We start from the raw sequence: 17,041 nt of genomic DNA on the forward strand, positions 1-17,041 counted from the left end.
GAAGTTTGTTCAAGCGCGCTGCCACAGTTCGATGACAGTTTGATGAAGAGTGCCGAGCGGTCGACACTCTTCATCCGGTGCTGCCGTTACGCCAACTGACTGCGCAACTGCCGCGCCGCTGCCACCATGTTCACCAGCGCCGCTTCGGTCTCGGGCCAGGCGCGGGTTTTCAGGCCGCAGTCCGGGTTGACCCACAGACGCTGCGCCGGGATGCGCTTCACGGCTTTGCTCATCAACTTGACCATCTCGGCAGTGTCCGGCACCCGCGGCGAGTGGATGTCGTAAACACCCGGGCCGATGTCGTTCGGGTAGTCGAACGCTTCGAAGGCTTCGAGCAATTCCATGTCCGAGCGCGAGGTTTCGATGGTGATGACGTCGGCGTCCATGTCGGCGATCGCCTTGATCACGTCATTGAATTCGCTGTAGCACATGTGGGTGTGGATCTGGGTTTCATCCTTCACGCCCGACGCTGTCAGACGGAACGCTTCCACCGCCCAGTCGAGGTATTCCTGCCATTGTTCACGGCGCAATGGCAAGCCTTCGCGGAAGGCCGCCTCGTCGATCTGCACGATCTTGATTCCGGCGTTTTCCAGATCCACCACTTCGTCCCGCAGGGCCAGCGCCAGTTGTTGCGCCTGGACTTTGCGCGACACATCTTCACGGGGGAACGACCACATCAGCATGGTCACGGGACCGGTCAGCATGCCTTTCATCACCTTGTCCGTCAGGCTCTGGGCGTAGGTGATCCAGTCAACGGTCATGGCATTAGGACGGGACAGGTCGCCATAAATCACCGCCGGTTTCACGCAACGGGACCCGTAGCTCTGGACCCAGCCGAAGCGGGTAAACAGGTAACCGTCGAGCTGCTCGGCGAAGTACTCGACCATGTCGTTGCGCTCGGCTTCACCGTGCACCAATACATCAAGGCCCAGACGTTCCTGCACCTGTACCGCGTGGCGGATTTCGCTGCGCATGGCGTCGTGGTAATCGTTGGTCGACAGCTTGCCCTGCTTGAACGCCTGACGGGCCAGACGAATCGAGCCGGTCTGCGGGAACGAACCGATGGTGGTGGTCGGGAACGTCGGCAATTTCAGACGCGCCTGCTGTGCGGCGATGCGCTTGGCGAACGGCGAATGACGCTGGCTGTCGCTGGCATTGATCGCCTCGATCCGCGCCTGCACGGCGGCCTTGTGAATACGCGGTGAACGGGCGCGACTTTCTTGAATCGCGCGGCTTTCGGCCAGTGCGCTTTGCACTTTCGGCGCTTGCGGGTCGTTCAGCGCATCACGCAGCACGGAGATTTCGGCGCACTTCTGCACGGCGAATGCCAGCCAGCTTTTCAGTTCCGGATCGAGCTTGTCTTCACGCTCGACATCCACCGGGCTGTGCAGCAACGAGCAGGAACTGCTGACCCACAGGTTGTCGCCAAAGCGCTCCTGCGCCGGTTGCAGTTGCGCCAGCGCCTGCTCCAGTTCGCAGCGCCAGACGTTGCGTCCGTTGACCAGACCCACCGAAAGAATCTTGTAGGTCGGCAGGCGATCGAGCACCTGACCGAGTTGATCCGGCGCACGCACCGCGTCGATATGCAGACCTTGCACCGGCAGGCCGACGGCCAGACCGAGGTTGTCTTGCAGACCGCTGAAATAGGTCGCCACCAGTTTCTTCAGCGGCGAATACTGAAGGATGTGATAGGCGCGTTCAAAGGCGCTTTTCCAGGCTTGCGGCAGGTCGAGGGTGAGGATCGGTTCGTCTATCTGCACCCACTCCACGCCCTGTGCGGCGAGGCGACCGAGGATTTCGTTGTACACCGGCAACAGGCGCTCAAGCAGATCAAGCTTGTCGAAGTCGTTGCCTTTCGCCTTGCCCAGCCACAGGTAAGTCAGCGGGCCGATGATCACCGGTTTGACGTTGTGACCGAGGGCTTTGGCTTCTTCGACTTCATCGAACAACTGCTCCCAGCTCAGCTTGAATTGCTGGCCTGCGCTGAATTCCGGGACCAGGTAGTGGTAGTTGGTATCGAACCACTTGGTCAGCTCTTGTGCGTACTGAGTCTTGCCGTGCTCGCCGCCACAGCAGGACGACGTGGCGCCACGGGCCATGGCGAACAGGGTGTCGAGGGTCGGCAGGCCGCGCTCGTCACGCACACCGTCGAAGCGCTCGGGGATCACACCGAAGGTCAGCGAGTGGGTCAGCACCTGGTCGTACCAGGCGAAGTCGCCGACCGGCAGCAGGTCGATGCCGGCATCCTTCTGCAGTTGCCAGTGTCTGGCACGCAGCTCGCGGCCGACCTGATTCAAAGCGGCCTGATCGAGATCGCCTTTCCAACAGGCTTCGAGGGCTTTTTTCAGTTCACGGTCGGCGCCGATGCGCGGGAAACCCAGGGTGTGTGCCACGGCCATGTCGAGTGTTCTCCATTGCGTAAAAGATGGCGCCATTGTCGACAGCCAGGGCAACATGAGACAAACTCAACCTTTTCGTGTTGATCACAAATTTTTCTCATGGAGCCTGCGGTGCTTGAGATCCGTCACCTGAAAACCCTGCATGCCCTGCGCGAAGCCGACAGCCTGGTCGATGCAGCCGACCGCCTGCACCTGACCCAGTCGGCGCTGTCCCACCAGTTCAAGGAACTGGAAGAGCGCATGGGCATGCCATTGTTCGTGCGCAAGACCAAACCGGTGCGCTTCACCAGCGCCGGCCTGCGCCTTCTGCAACTGGCCGACGCGACCCTGCCGCTGCTGCGCGCCGCCGAGCGTGATATCGGGCGTCTGGCCGGGGGCACCGCCGGGCGTCTGCACATGGCGATCGAATGCCACAGCTGCTTCCAGTGGCTGATGCCGACCATCGACCAGTTCCGCGATGCGTGGCCGGAAGTCGAACTCGACCTCGCTTCGGGTTTCTCGTTTGCCCCGCTGCCGGCTCTGGCCCGGGGTGATCTGGATCTGGTGGTGACGTCCGACCCGCTGGAAATCGCCGGCATCACCTACGTGCCGCTGTTCACCTACGAAGCCATGCTCGCGGTCGCCAATCAGCACGCGCTGGCAAGCAAACCGTACATCGTTCCCGAAGACCTGCTGACCGAAACCCTGATCACCTACCCGGTGGAACGGGATCGGCTGGACATCTTCACCCGCTTCCTCGAACCGGCCGACATCGAACCGGCGCAGGTGCGTACCTCAGAGCTGACGGTGATGATGATGCAACTGGTGGCCAGCGGTCGTGGCGTGTGCGGCATGCCGCACTGGGCGCTGCATGAATACAGCTCGCGCGGTTACGTGAAGGGCAAGCGGCTGGGCGAGAAAGGTCTGTTCGCGACGCTGTACGCGGCGATCCGCGCCGACATGCTGGACGCGCCGTACATGCGCGATTTCCTGCTGACGGCCAAGGACACTTCGTTCTCGACCCTGGATGGGGTCAGCGCGGTTCGTTGAGGCTGGCGGTCGGCACAGAAGGCGGGCACCACATGTGGATCTTGTCGAAGTAGTCCTCGCCGACCCGCACCGCCATCGGCTCCAGGCCGAACTGGATGAAGCCGCAGCGCTGGTACAGCTGGAACGCCGCATCATTGCCGGCGGTGACGGTCAATTGAATGACTTTCAGCGCCGGGTGCTGCTGCGCCTCACCCAGCACCGCCTCCATCAATTTCAGCCCAAGCCCGCGCTGACGAAAGTCGGCCGACACATACATGCCGAAGACCGTTGCCTTGTGCCGGGCCTTTTCCCGAGGCTCGAACGCCAGGCCGACGATGCCCGCCAGCCGGCCGTCTTCGAACGCGCCGAACACCGCGTCGAGCTTGCTGGTCAGGCGTGATTCCCACCAGCTCAGCGGCATCACTGCGCGCTCGCGCACGCTGGAGGTGAACGCCTGCGGATGCCGGTCATAGGCTTCCAGCATCAATTCGCGATAGGCCAGCGCATGACTGGCGTCCAGCCGTTCGATCCACATGTCAGGCTGCCTTGCGCTGTTCAAGCATCAGCCGCACGGCCAGGCCGCCCAGCACGAAGCCCATGAAATAACGCTGCGCCGCCAGCCAGGTCGGGTTGTTGACGAACCACGACGCGATGCCCGCCGCGAACAGCGCGATCAGCAGGTTGACGCAGAAACTGACGCTGATCTGGGTCAGGCCGAGGATGATGCTCTGGGTGAACACCGAGCCGTGCTCTGGCGAAATGAACTGCGGAAATACCGAGAGGTAGAACACCGCGATTTTCGGGTTCAGCGCGCTGGTGAGGAAACCCATGGTGACCAGTTTGCGCGAGGAGTCCGCCGGCAATTGTTGCGCCTCGAATGGCGAGCGGGCGCCGGGTTTCACCGCCTGCCAGGCCAGCCACAGCAGGTACAGCGCACCGGCCCACTTCAACACTTCATAGGCCATCGGCACCGCGAGAAACACCGCAGTCAAACCGGCAGCCGCCGCGAACAGATGCACAAAGAAACCCGCCACCACGCCGAGCAGCGAAGTCACCCCGGCACGGCGTCCCTGACAGATCGAACGCGAGATCAGGTAGATCATGTTCGGCCCCGGCGTCAGTACCATCAGCAGTGCAGCGGCGGCAAAAATCAGCAGGTCTTGAAGCGGGATCATGACGAAGTCCTTTACACGAATGATCAGGCGATCGCGGTCAGCGAGGCTCGATAAAACGGCAGGATCAGGTCACGTGTCAATGGGGCGAGAATTACATTGCCGTCGGTGGCCGGGTCAATCCAGATCACCTCTTCGATCTCGGCAGCCGGCAACACTTGAGCATCGATGGTCAACTGAAAGATCTCGGCCTGCACGACGAATCCCGGCTCGTTGGCGGCGGGCGCCGAGAACTGGCCGAGAAAGCTCGCCTGCGCCGGATCGATCACCAGTCCCAGTTCTTCTTCCAGCTCACGGGCCAATGCATGCACCGGCAGTTCATGAGGTTCGATCTTGCCGCCCGGTTGCATGAACGCCGTAGTGCCGCGCTTGCGCACCAGCAGGGTCTGGCCGTCGGGGTTGAGCAGCAATGCGGCAGCAATGCGAATGATGGAATTATTTGTGGTCGACATGAACGGAAAGCCTTTGACTCAAAAAACGGCAAGCATCACACGCCCGCCGTTCATGAGCAAAGACTCGGCCGGAACCTCAGGCCGCTTCCTGGAAATCCATCTCCGGCGGCTGCCGGCGGAAACCACCCGTGAGCACCGCCAGGTACACCACGCCAATCGCCAGCCAGCTCAGGCCCAGATACACCGCCAGGTGATCAAGGCTGACCATCAGCCACAAGTCCGCCGCCAGGCCGATGAACGGAAAGATCAGGAACAGGATCAATTCGCGCAGGCCTTTTTTCTCGCCGCCGATCCAATAGTGAAAAATCACCGACAGATTGACCAGGCTGAACGCCAGGAACGCGCCGAAGTTGATGAACGAGGTCGAGGTGGTCACGTCGAGTTTCAGCGCCAGCAAGGCCACCACCGCACACAGCAGGATGCTGTTGACCGGGGTGCCGAAGCGCTCGTGCAAGGTGCCGAAGAACGACTTGGGCAGCACACCATCACGGCCCATCGCGAACAACAAGCGCGAACCGCTGGCCTGCGCCGACAGGCCCGAGGCGAACTGACCGACGATCAGGCCGATCAGGAAGATCGACACGAACAGGTCGCCGCCGATGTTGCGCGCAATTTCGTAGGCCGCCGAGTCGACGCTGTCGAACTGGAACGAGGGGTGGGCGATCTGTACGAAGTACGAGACACCGACAAAAATCAGCCCGCCGATCAGGGTGATCAACATGATTGCCCGAGGGATGGTGCGGCGCGGATCGCGGGTTTCTTCGGTCAAGGTGCTGACCGCATCGAAGCCGAGAAACGAGTAGCAGGCAATGGCCGCGCCGCTCATGATCAGCGGCATCTGCATGTCGCCGTTGAAGAACGGTTTGATCGACCACAACGGCGTGCTGGCATCGCCGCCAACGTAATGCACGCACAGTGCGACGAAGGCGATCAGCACCAGAAACTGCACCAGCATCAGCAAGGCGTTGATGCCGTTGGCCAGTTTCAAGCCGATGATGTTGATCGCGCTGGTGATGCCGATGAATGCCAGTACCCAGACCCACTGCGGGATCGACGGGAACGCCGAAGCCAGGTACGCGGCGCCGATCAGCCAGATCGCCATCGGCAGAAACAGATAATCGAGCAGCACCGCCCAACCGGCGATGAAGCCGAGTTTCGGGCTGATGGCCCTGCGCACGTAGCTGTAGGCCGAGCCGGCCACCGGGAACGCGGCGGCCATTCGGCCATAACTCATGGCGGTGAAAAACATCGCCACCAGCGCCGCCAGATACGCGGCGGGCACCATGCCGGCGGTGGACTGGGCGAGGATGCCGAACGTGCCGAGGACAATGATCGGCGTCATGTAGGCGATGCCGAACAGCACCACCGCCCCTAGCGAAAGGGTGCGTTGCAAACGAGCCATGGGCGACTTACTCCGGATTTTATTGGATTTATGGCAGAGGCCGAGTTCGGCGAATGTTTCGGGTGTTGCTTGTTTTTTTGTTCGACTGGAGATCCTTACCCCCTCACCCCAGCCCTCCCGAAACGTCGGACCGCCCCCAAGGGGGCGAGGGGGAAAGGGAGCCGATCTCCATGCTTTTCAAGACCTGAGTTCACTCGGAATTTCAGGTCGACGTAACTTGAGCGAGCACCTCGGTCAGTCCCCTCTCCCTCCGGGAGAGGGTTAGGGTGAGGGCAGCGGTTCATCGGGCAGGAATCAAAAGCTCCCGAACACCACCATCCCGCTCCACCACCTCCCCCGGCAACCTCAACCGCTGATCATCCAGATACCGATAATCCTTGCGCGCCAGCTCCAGCTGACCGAAATCCAGCTCGACACTGAACCGCCCGTCCTCACGCCCGGCCTCGAACAGCACCGTGCCCAGCGGGTCCACCAGCGCACTGCCGCCGGCAAACATCAACCCGTCATCCCCGGCTTCCACCCGATTGACCATCAGCGCAAACGCCTGGTTTTCCTGAGCCCGGGCCATGATCGCGGTACGGTGGGTCGGACCGTATGGGTCCATGTTGCCGTTGGTCACGATCAGCAATTCGGCGCCCAGTTGCGCCAGGGCCCGGGCCGACTCCGGGAACTCGATGTCGTAGCAGATCAGCAGACCGACCCGCACGCCGTTCCACAGGCAGGTGGCGTAACGGTCACCGGCCTCGAACACACCGCGATCCGAGGCCCAGAGGTGGGTCTTGCGGTATTTCAGGGCGATGCCTTCGGGGGTAATCAGCAGCGTGGTGTTGTAGAAGCGGCCGTTGTCGTTCTCGGCCATGCCGATCACCACGGCGAGGTTGCGTTCACGGGCGGCGACCTGCACGGCGCTGACGGTCGGGCCGTCCAGCGGTTCGGCGATCTGCGCCACGGTGTCGGCGGTCGGGAAGCCCATCAGGTGGGTCTCGGGGAACACGATCAATTGCGTGTCGACGGCGCAGGCCGCCATCGCCGCGAGGGCACGTTCGAGGTTGTACGCCGTGTCTTTGTCACGGCCCGCCAGCTGGGCGAGTTCGACTTTCATGGGGAGTCCTTGTTATGAGCGCCGGGCGCCGAAAGATTGCCCGGCGGCTGTCTGTGGGCCAGTATGCTTCGCATTCGACCGGCCAGGGAATTACGCGGCCGGGGTAACCCGATAGGGGTAGAGGCATGACTCTTTCGTTTGACGACATCACCTGGCACCGCGCCGTCGGGCAGTTGATCGACGCCCTCGACAAGCCGAATTTCTGGGCACAACTGGTTCGCCTGCTTGACCAGTACGTGCCGTTCGATAGCTGGGTGGCGCTGCTGTTCAGCGCCGACCGCCACCCGCAGGTGTTCGCCGAATGCCCCGGCGCCGACGGCAGTCCCGACCAGCTGTTTCAGGATTATCTGCGCGGTCTTTATCTGCTCGACCCGTTCTACATCGCCTGCCGTGAGCAGTCGCGCACCGGTTTGTATCGCCTGTCGGAGGTCGCGCCGGAGCACTTCGAACTGACCGAGTATTACCAGCGATACTTTCGTCTGAATGTGGTGGCCGACGAAATCCAGTTCAATTGCCAACTCGAAGGCGACCGCACGTTGTGCCTGTCGCTGGGCAGCCAACAACGCTTCACCGGCGAGCAGATTGCCCTGCTGTCGCTGATCCAGCCGTGGGTGCTCGGCTTGTTGCGCCAGCGCCTGCCCTATGAAATCAACGAAACCGTGGCATTGGCCCCGGTGCCTGCGCAACCGGACTGGCGGGTACAGCTCGAAGCATCGGTGCAGCAACTCAAGGGCGCGCAACTGACCGCCCGGGAACTGGACGTCGGGCGCCTGATGCTCAGCGGTTGCTCCAGTAAAGAAATCGCCCGTAAGCTGGAAATCTCTGTTGAAACCGTGAAAGTCCATAAGAAACACATGTACAGCAAGCTGGGGATCAAATCCCAGTCGGAGCTGTTTTCGATCTTTCTGCAGGCGCAGAACGCCTGACTGCCGCAAAAAACCGTCCGAACCAAGGAAACCGTATGAGCCTGTCACTCCTGAGCCGCTACGCCTTCTTTGCCGTCTGCGTGATTTTCACCCTCGCCAGCCTGCCCTTTCTCGAACACGACTGGCTGTGGCCGATCACCGCCGTTACCGGCGTATTGAGCCTGATCGGTCTGTTCGACCTGATGCAGAGCCCGCACGCGGTGCGCCGCAATTATCCGATCCTCGGCAACATCCGTTATCTGGTCGAAGGCATCCGCCCGGAGATCCGCCAGTACCTGCTCGAATCCGACAGCGACGCCCTGCCCTTCTCCCGCGCCCAGCGTTCGCTGGTGTACTCGCGAGCGAAGAATGAAACCGCCGACAAACCGTTCGGTACCCTGATCGACGTCTATCAGTCCGGCTTCGAATTCATTGGCCACTCGATGCGTCCGGCGCCGTTGAGCGACCCGAGCAGTTTCCGCGTCACCGTCGGCGGCCCGCAATGCACCCAGCCGTACTCGGCGTCGGTGTTCAACATCTCGGCCATGAGTTTTGGCTCGCTCAGCGCCAACGCGATCCGCGCGCTGAACCAGGGTGCCAAACTCGGCAATTTCGCCCACGACACCGGTGAAGGCAGCATCAGCCCCTATCACCGCGAACACGGCGGCGACCTGACCTGGGAACTGGGTAGCGGCTACTTCGGCTGCCGCACCAGCGACGGCCGCTTCGACCCGGAACGCTTCGCCGCCCAGGCGCAGACCCCGCAAGTGCGGATGATCGAAATCAAGATGAGCCAGGGCGCCAAACCCGGCCACGGCGGGATTCTGCCCAAGCACAAGGTCACCCAGGAAATCGCCGACACCCGCGGCATCCTGATGGGCGAAGACTGCATCTCGCCGTCGCGACACAGCGCGTTCTCAACGCCGATCGAGATGATGCATTTCATCCAGCAACTGCGTGAACTGTCCGGCGGCAAACCGGTGGGCTTCAAGTTCTGCCTCGGCCATCCATGGGAGTTCATGGGCATCGCCAAGGCCATGCTGGAAACCGGCATCCTGCCGGACTTCATCGTGGTCGATGGCAAGGAAGGCGGCACCGGCGCCGCGCCGGTGGAGTTCACCGACCACATCGGCGTGCCGATGCGCGAAGGCCTGCTGTTCGTGCACAACACCCTGGTCGGCCTGAACCTGCGGGACAAGATCAAGCTCGGCGCCAGCGGCAAGATCGTCAGCGCCTTCGACATCGCCAGCGTGCTGGCCATCGGCGCCGACTGGGCCAACTCGGCGCGCGGCTTCATGTTCGCCATCGGCTGCATCCAGTCACAAAGCTGCCACACCAACAAATGCCCGACCGGCGTCGCCACCCAGGACACCCTGCGCCAGCGCGCGCTGGTGGTGCCGGACAAAGCCCAGCGGGTCTACAACTTCCACCGCAATACGCTCAAGGCCCTGGCGGAAATGCTCGCCGCCGCCGGACTCGATCATCCGTCGCAACTGTCGGCCAAGCATCTGGTGCGGCGCATGTCGGCGACCGAAATCAAACTGTTCTCGCAGTTGCACGTGTTCCTGAAACCAGGGGAATTGCTCACCGGGGAAGTGAACGGCGAGTTCTATTCGCGGATGTGGCAGATGGCGCGGGCGGACAGTTTCGAGCCGCAGGAAATCGCGGCGGCCTAGACTCTGAACGGTCACCATTGCAGCAAGCGGCCGTGGGGCGGTTCCTTCATCACGATGAAGCCGTAGTCGCCAATCAGGTAGAGGCGGTAATAGAGGCTGTCCACCAAAGGTGGATAGCCCATCAGACCGACGTGGGTCGCGTTGCGCCGTTCGCGCTCGGCGACCACGTTGGTGATGCCGGCCGAGGGCAGGTTTTCGGCGAGCATGAAGTAATCGATGTTCAGCAGATAGTGCAGCACCGGCAACTGTTTGAACGTACCCACCGTTCCCGCCAGCCAGCGATCGGAGTACGTCACCGAGATATATATCCGTTTGGCTTCGCGCAGCTCGCGATGAGATGAAATGTCGTGGCTCAGGCTGTAGAGCGCACTGCTGGCGAAGGTTTTCTCCATCGTCAGCACCCGGCCATAAGCGAAGGACAGCGACAGCGTGGCCAGAAGCGGAATCGCCAACACCAAAGGCAACCGTTGATGCAGCGGCATCAACCCCAGCCAGACCAGATAGAACAGCAACATCAGCAGCACACCGAATCCCATCAGGGTGCGCGCGCCTTCGTTGAAGTCGCGAAACAGCAGCGTCATGCCCGGCACCAGCAGCACAATCAACGGCAACGCCAGCAGACAGCTGAAGCTCAAGAGCAAACCCTTGGCGCGGGACATGTTGCGCTCGCGAATCTGCCGCCCCAACTGCACGGCGCCGAACACGGCGCACAGCACCAGCACAATAAAAATCGCCGTGTAGCCGCCGTGAAACAGCAGCGCAACTTTCTCTATCACCCGACCGATATTGATGCCGATCTGCAGCAACGGATCAGCGCTCGCATTCAGCAACTGCGTGCGCCCGTGGTCCGTGAACGGATAGGCCGTGACGCTGTAGATCGACACCGCCAGCAGCAGCTGCGCCAGCCTCCAGCCTGACTGGCACCAGAGCGCTGACCACGGCATTCGCCCGTGAACATTCCTGAGCAATTCAAGGCAACACAGCCCGAGAAACACATTGAGGCTGATCTGATACAACCCGATCGCCAGCGCCAGCAACGCCGACGGCACCAGCCATCGCTGAATGCGCGAAGCGCCGCAAAACGTGATCGCGTAAATCACCGCGACCAGACTCAGGGCCATGCCGGCCCCGTCGTATTGATAGGACAGGTTCTGCAACAGAAACGGGTTGTACCAGAGCGGCAACGGCACCAGACAACAGGCCAGCGTCGGTTCGGGAAAATAGTGGAAGGTCAGCCGGGTCAAAGCGAACGACATCGCTACGGCGGCAAGCAACAGCGGCAGAGGAAAAATATTCGGCGCAGCGTCGGTGAAGGTCAGCGCCTGATACAACCAGTCCATGAACAACCGCCCCTGCCCGGCCCAAGCGTTGCCGGCGGCCAGCGTGCGCCAGTTATCGTCGATGTAGGGGAAGTCGGCAAGAATCAGCGGCAGGATGTACAGCAGCGTGGCGAGCAGGAAGAACAGCACGACCTGACGGCGGCCGAGTTCTCGTACGAGAAAATCGCTCATCCTCATACCTGCGCCTCTGTTCACGGCTGCGCTGGAAACAACGTAGCTAAACCTTCGAACATGACTCTGGATCAGAAGTCGTTTTTTGCGGCGCTTTCAGACCAGCGGCATCAACCTCGCACCCACGAAAAAGCCCCGGACTTTCGACCAGGGCTTTCGAGTTTCAGCAACAACGAATTACGAAGCCGAACGCACCGCGCCCTGGGACGCATCGCTTGGTTGCAGCTTGAACACGTAGAACAAAACGGTCAGCAGCACCAGGAACGCCGGGCCTACATAAAGTGCCACGCGAGTGTCCGGGAAGTACGCCATCAGACCGACTACCAGCACCAGGAACGCCAGCGCCAGATACGAGCTGATCGGGAACAGCCACATCTTGTACTTCAGGCCGGCCCGTTCAGTGGCGCTCAGGCCTTTGCGGAATTTCAGCTGGGCCAGCAGGATCATCACCCAGGTCCAGATCGCGCCGAAGGTGGCAATCGAGGTCACCCAGACGAAGACTTTTTCCGGAACCAGATAGTTGAGCAGCACGCCCAGCAGCAGCGCGAAGATCGACAGCAGCAATGCGCGATGCGGTACACCGTTGCTCGAGGTGCGAGCGAAACCGGCCGGCGCCTGGCCGTTCTGCGCCAGGCTGTAGAGCATGCGTCCGGTGCTGAAGATGCCGCCATTGCACGACGACAGCGCTGCGGTAATCACCACGAAGTTGATGATGCCGGCGGCGGTCTTGATGCCCAGACGTTCAAAGGTCATCACGAACGGGCTGCCCTGGGTGCCGATTTCATTCCACGGGTAGATCGACAGGATCACGAACAGCGCACCGACGTAGAACAGCAGGATCCGCCAGAACACCGAGCCAATCGCATTCGGGATGGTCTTCTGCGGGTTCTTCGCTTCACCGGCGGTCAGGCCGATCATTTCCACACCGAGGTAGGCGAACATCACCATTTGCAGGGACATCAGCACGCCCGTCACGCCGTTGGGCATGAAGCCGCCGTGGGCCCAAAGATTGGAAATCCCCAGCGCCACACCATCGTTACCGAAACCGAAGGCAATGATGCCGATGCCGCCAAGCACCATGGCAATGATGGTGACGATCTTGATCAGGGCGAACCAGAACTCGAATTCACCGAAGGCCTTCACCGCGATCAGGTTGATCGAGCCCATGCTGACCAGCGCCGCCAGCGCCCAGATCCAGCGCGGGACATCGGGGAACCAGATGCCCATGTAGACCGCCACCGCGGTGATTTCGGCGACGCAGGTCACCAGCCACAGGAACCAGTAGTTCCAGCCGGTGAGAAAGCCCGCCAGCGGGCCGAGATAATCCTGTGCGTAACGGCTGAAGGAGCCGGCGACCGGGTTGTGTACGGCCATTTCGCCGAGGGCGCGCATGATCACCAGGATCGCCAGACCGCCGATGATGTACGAGAGCATGATCGCCGGGCCGGCCATTTCGATGGCCTTGGCCGAACCGAGAAACAGACCGACACCGATGCAGGCGCCGAGCGCCATCAGGCGAATATGCCGTTCACCGAGTTCGCGTTTGAGCGGACCGCCTTGAGCGGTTTCGCCATGGGGCGGGTGATTGCCGACTGGCATGGGGGACTTCCTCGTCTTGTTATTGGATGTGACCACCGAGTGTTCAAGCGTCGGCCGATAAGCCTGCGCCTGGGTAAATACCGACCCTGCTTCGTGGGCAGAACCGTCCCGCAGAAGCAACCTGCGGGATCAGCGGGGCGTGCAGTATAAAAAGCTTGCGACAGGTTTTTTCACTCTAAAAGGCATCTGATTCAGACGTAAACCTCGTCAATTCACAGGTTTACGAGACAAACCATCCTGCATTTCGAGGATTATTCACCGCACAAATGGGCGCGGAGTATTGCACAGCAATGGTGCAACGTCATGCCGCAACCGGGTTTGAAGGTTTACTCAGATGACGCCGGCCACCGTTCTTCACAATTTTTTCACCGACGCCAACCACCGACTAAGCTTCAGACAAGTCCGATCAATCTGCGTGAATGGATCAATCGACTATGGGCGCTTTGTGGCAAACCGATTCGAGTGAAAAAGTGGTTCCGACTGAACGTGTGGATGAAGCGCCTGTACCTGAAAAACCCCGTCGTAACCGGCATGGGTGGAAGGCTTTCTGGCTCCTGTTGGTGATCATCGCGATTGTCGTAGGCCTGGCTGCGATGAAGGAAATGCGCACCTCGCGTTTTCAGTCCCGCGAGGTCAGCCAGTACGCCGCCAAACTCAAGTACGAATTGCAACCGGGCCCCAGCGAAGCGATCCGCTATCCGGGCAACGGGCCATTCGATCTGCGTCTGGGATACAGCTCGCTGGACGAGTTCCTGCCACGGCTGATCAAGCGCAACTACGTCATCACCGAGCAGACGCGCTTCTCCCCGGCCCTGCTCAACTACACCGACAAGGGCCTGTTCGTGCCCTACTCCGAAAAGATCCAGGCCGGGCTGTCGATCACCGATTGCCGCGCCGCGCCGCTGTATCAGTACAACTATCCGCAGCAGCTGTACGCAAGCTTCGACTCGATCCCGCCGGTGGTGGTCAACAGCCTGCTGTTCATCGAAAACCGCTTCCTGCTCGACCCCAGGCAACCGCTGGCCAACCCGGCGGTGGACTGGCCGCGCTTCGGCATGGCCGCGTGGTCGCAGGTCGCCAAGTTGCTGCACTTGCCGGGGCAGTCGGCCGGGGGTAGTACCCTGGCCACCCAGCTTGAGAAATACCGCCATTCGCCCGATGGCCTGACGGTGTCCGGTGCGGAGAAGATCCGCCAGATGATTTCCGCCAGCGTGCGCGCCTATCAGGGCGGCCCGGACACCTTGCCGGCGCGGCAGAACATCATTCGTGACTACCTCAACAGCGTGCCGCTGTCGGCGGTGCCGGGGCATGGCGAAGTGCACGGCATGGCCGAGGGTCTGCGGGTCTGGTATGGCGCCGATTTCAATGAGGCCAACCGCAAACTATCCAGCTCAGCGACCGATCCGCAGTCCATGGCGGACAAAGGTCTGGCCCTGCGCGAGATGCTCTCGCTGATGATCGCCCAGCGCCGCCCTTCGCATTACCTGACCAAGGGCCGTGAAGAACTGGTCGAACTGACCAACAGCCACTTGCGCCTGCTCAAGCAGAACGGCGTGATCGACGCTGCCCTGGCCGATGCCGCGCTGGCCAGCACCATCAGCTACCGCGACTGGCAGACCCAGCCGACGATCCAGCCGATCGAAACCAACAAGGGCATCAGTGTCGCCCGCAGCCGGTTGGCATCGATGCTCAACCGTCCGCTGTACGACCTCGACCGTCTCGACCTGTCGGCCACCAGCACCCTGCAGGGCGAGCTGCAAACCCAGGCCACCGCCTACCTGAAAAAACTCGCCGACCCGGCCTACGCCACCGAAGTCGGCCTGATGGGCGAACGCCTGCTGACGCCCACCAGCACCACCCAGGTGCGCTACAGCTTCACCTTGTTCGAACTGACCCCGGACGGTTCACGTGTGCGGGTGCAGACCGATAGCACCGACCAGCCGTTCGACATCAACGAAGGCAGCAAACTGGAACTGGGCTCCACGGCGAAGATGCGGGTGTTGACCACTTACCTGCAGATCATCGCCGAGCTGCACGACAAATACGCCGCCATGAGCGTGCCGGAGCTGAAGAAAGTCGACGTGCCGGAGCAGGATCGCCTGAGTCTGTGGGTGATCGATTACCTGATCCAGAACAAGGATCACGACCTGTCGAAAATGCTCGGCGCAGCCCTTGACCGCAAATACTCGGCCAGTCCCGGCGAAGCTTTTTTTACCGGTGGCGGGCTGCACACGTTTCATAACTTTCGCAAGGAAGACAACGGCCGCCTGCCGACCCTGCGCGATGCCCTGCGTGAATCGATCAACCTGCCGTTCATTCGCCTGATGCGCGATCTGGTGCGCTACACCACCTACTCCGGCCCGAACAACAGTGCGGAGTTGCTCAAGGACGATCGCGACCCGCGCCGTCAGGAATACCTCGCCTCGTTCGCCGACCGCGAAGGTACTTCGTTCCTGCTCAAGTTCTGGAAGAAGTACCGCAACAAGGACACCCAGGCCCGGCTCGACACCTTCCTCGACAGCATGCGCCCGACGCCGATCCGCATGGCCGCCGTGCACCGTTACCTGCTGCCCAACGCCAGCCAGGAAGACTTCAACACCTTTGTGCGCTCGCACCTCAAGGGCGTGAAGATCACCGAAAAACTCACCGACGAACGCCTGGAACGGCTCTACCTGGCCTACGGTCCCGGCACCTACGACCTGCCGGATCAGGGTTTCATCGCCAAGGTTCACCCACTGGACCTGTGGATGATCGGCTACCTGCTCAACCATCCCGACGCGACCTTCAAGGACATCGTCAAGGCCAGCCAGTTCGAGCGTCAGGAAGTCTACAGCTGGCTGTTCAAGAGCAAGCACAAGGGCGCCCGTGACAGCCGGATCCGCACGATGCTGGAGATCGAAGCGTTCCTCGAGATTCATCAGCGCTGGCAGAAAGTCGGCTATCCGTTCGATCACCTGGTGCCGTCGCTGGCCACCGCCATCGGCAGCTCCGGCGACCGCCCCGCCGCGCTGGCCGAGCTGATCGGCACCATTCTCAACGACGGCGTGCGTATGCCGACCCTGCGCATCGACAGCCTGCACTTTGCCGCCGGCACGCCTTACGAAACGAAACTGGTCAATGACCCTCACGTCGGCAAACGGGTGATGCCGTCCGAAGTCGCCACGGCAATGCGCGAAGCGTTGTCGCAAGTGGTGGACTCGGGGACCGCCAAACGTGTTTCCGGCAGTTTCAAATTGAACGATGGAACACCGTTGGTCATGGGCGGCAAGACCGGCACCGGCGACAACCGGATCGAAGCGATCGGCTCCGGCGGGCGGATTCTCAGCTCGAAATCGATCAACCGTACGGCCACCTTCGTGTTTTACATCGGTGACCACCATTTCGGCACGCTCACCGCGTTCGTGCCGGGGCGCTCGGCGGAGAACTTCAAGTTCACTTCTGCCCTGCCGGTGCAGGTTCTCAAGGGGATGGCACCGATTCTGATGCCGTATCTGCAACCGGGCAGTGATTCGCAGTGTCTGGCGCCGCAAACAGCGACTGTGGCATCGACCACTAACTGAACCTGTGAAGGGTAATAGTTATGTGTTTTATGCATTCCAATATTCAATAAATCAGACATTAACCCGACACTTCGGCAACAGGCTTTTAAACTAATTAATCCGCTCATTGGACGTTAGGCTGAGAATTCTTTACTTATTCAAGGCCTGCACAATGACTGCAACATCCACATATAAAGGGCAACATTACGACTTAATTAAATCGCGTATCGATCCGGTCTTCAGCGATATGCAGTTACACCGTGCCCATGCGCTAGG

Annotated in this window: 12 protein-coding genes; 4 read left to right on the plus strand and 8 right to left on the minus strand. The window is 61.1% G+C overall.

Annotation, left to right across the window (positions count from 1 at the left end):
- Positions 1 to 86: 86 nt before the first annotated feature.
- On the minus strand, positions 87 to 2,399 hold the full coding sequence (gene metE, locus GQX66_RS07000) for a 5-methyltetrahydropteroyltriglutamate--homocysteine S-methyltransferase (RefSeq protein WP_240867754.1): 2,313 nt from the start codon (positions 2,397 to 2,399) through the stop codon (positions 87 to 89).
- Positions 2,400 to 2,510: 111 nt separating this feature from the next.
- Between metE and metR the strand changes: the two genes are divergently transcribed.
- A complete protein-coding gene (gene metR, locus GQX66_RS07005; RefSeq protein ID WP_007953158.1) occupies positions 2,511 to 3,428 on the plus strand; it encodes a transcriptional regulator MetR in 918 nt (305 codons plus the stop codon).
- Here metR and GQX66_RS07010 read toward each other — a convergent pair.
- From GQX66_RS07010 to GQX66_RS07030, 5 genes are all read right to left on the minus strand, one after another.
- Positions 3,412 to 3,942 (minus strand): GNAT family N-acetyltransferase, encoded by a 531-nt coding sequence (locus GQX66_RS07010; protein ID WP_085745283.1) that lies wholly within the window; start codon positions 3,940 to 3,942, stop codon positions 3,412 to 3,414. The genes metR and GQX66_RS07010 overlap by 17 nt on opposite strands.
- Position 3,943: 1 nt before the next feature.
- On the minus strand, positions 3,944 to 4,582 hold the full coding sequence (locus GQX66_RS07015; protein WP_179693875.1) for a LysE family translocator: 639 nt from the start codon (positions 4,580 to 4,582) through the stop codon (positions 3,944 to 3,946).
- 23 nt (positions 4,583 to 4,605) lie between these two features.
- Positions 4,606 to 5,031 (minus strand): NUDIX domain-containing protein, encoded by a 426-nt coding sequence (locus GQX66_RS07020; RefSeq protein WP_085745285.1) that lies wholly within the window; start codon positions 5,029 to 5,031, stop codon positions 4,606 to 4,608.
- A 76-nt stretch (positions 5,032 to 5,107) separates the two neighbouring features.
- Positions 5,108 to 6,433, minus strand: coding sequence for an APC family permease (locus GQX66_RS07025; protein WP_240867756.1), 1,326 nt, complete (start codon positions 6,431 to 6,433; stop codon positions 5,108 to 5,110).
- A gap of 280 nt (positions 6,434 to 6,713) precedes the next feature.
- Complete coding sequence (locus GQX66_RS07030) at positions 6,714 to 7,535, minus strand: carbon-nitrogen hydrolase family protein (RefSeq protein WP_085745287.1); 822 nt, start codon at positions 7,533 to 7,535, stop codon at positions 6,714 to 6,716.
- A gap of 125 nt (positions 7,536 to 7,660) precedes the next feature.
- Here GQX66_RS07030 and GQX66_RS07035 point away from each other — a divergent pair, with 125 nt between their 5' ends.
- On the plus strand, positions 7,661 to 8,461 hold the full coding sequence (locus GQX66_RS07035) for a LuxR C-terminal-related transcriptional regulator (protein WP_240867759.1): 801 nt from the start codon (positions 7,661 to 7,663) through the stop codon (positions 8,459 to 8,461).
- 35 nt (positions 8,462 to 8,496) lie between these two features.
- The gene (locus tag GQX66_RS07040) at positions 8,497 to 10,116 is read left to right on the plus strand and encodes an FMN-binding glutamate synthase family protein (protein ID WP_064383868.1); all 1,620 of its coding nucleotides are present in this window, start codon (positions 8,497 to 8,499) and stop codon (positions 10,114 to 10,116) included.
- An 11-nt stretch (positions 10,117 to 10,127) separates the two neighbouring features.
- Here GQX66_RS07040 and GQX66_RS07045 read toward each other — a convergent pair whose 3' ends face one another.
- Both GQX66_RS07045 and GQX66_RS07050 read right to left on the minus strand, forming a co-directional pair.
- Complete coding sequence (locus GQX66_RS07045; protein WP_240867762.1) at positions 10,128 to 11,633, minus strand: glucosyltransferase domain-containing protein; 1,506 nt, start codon at positions 11,631 to 11,633, stop codon at positions 10,128 to 10,130.
- A 171-nt stretch (positions 11,634 to 11,804) separates the two neighbouring features.
- Positions 11,805 to 13,226 carry an amino acid permease gene (locus tag GQX66_RS07050; RefSeq protein ID WP_240867775.1) on the minus strand — a complete coding sequence of 474 codons (1,422 nt, stop codon included), beginning with the start codon at positions 13,224 to 13,226 and terminating at the stop codon, positions 11,805 to 11,807.
- Between the two features lie 434 nt (positions 13,227 to 13,660).
- Between GQX66_RS07050 and GQX66_RS07055 the strand changes: the two genes are divergently transcribed.
- The gene (locus GQX66_RS07055; protein ID WP_240867777.1) at positions 13,661 to 16,786 is read left to right on the plus strand and encodes a transglycosylase domain-containing protein; all 3,126 of its coding nucleotides are present in this window, start codon (positions 13,661 to 13,663) and stop codon (positions 16,784 to 16,786) included.
- Positions 16,787 to 17,041 lie beyond the last annotated feature (255 nt).

The sequence above is a fragment of the Pseudomonas sp. B707 genome (assembly GCF_022496685.1).
GTDB classification, from domain to species: domain Bacteria; phylum Pseudomonadota; class Gammaproteobacteria; order Pseudomonadales; family Pseudomonadaceae; genus Aquipseudomonas; species Aquipseudomonas paraglycinae.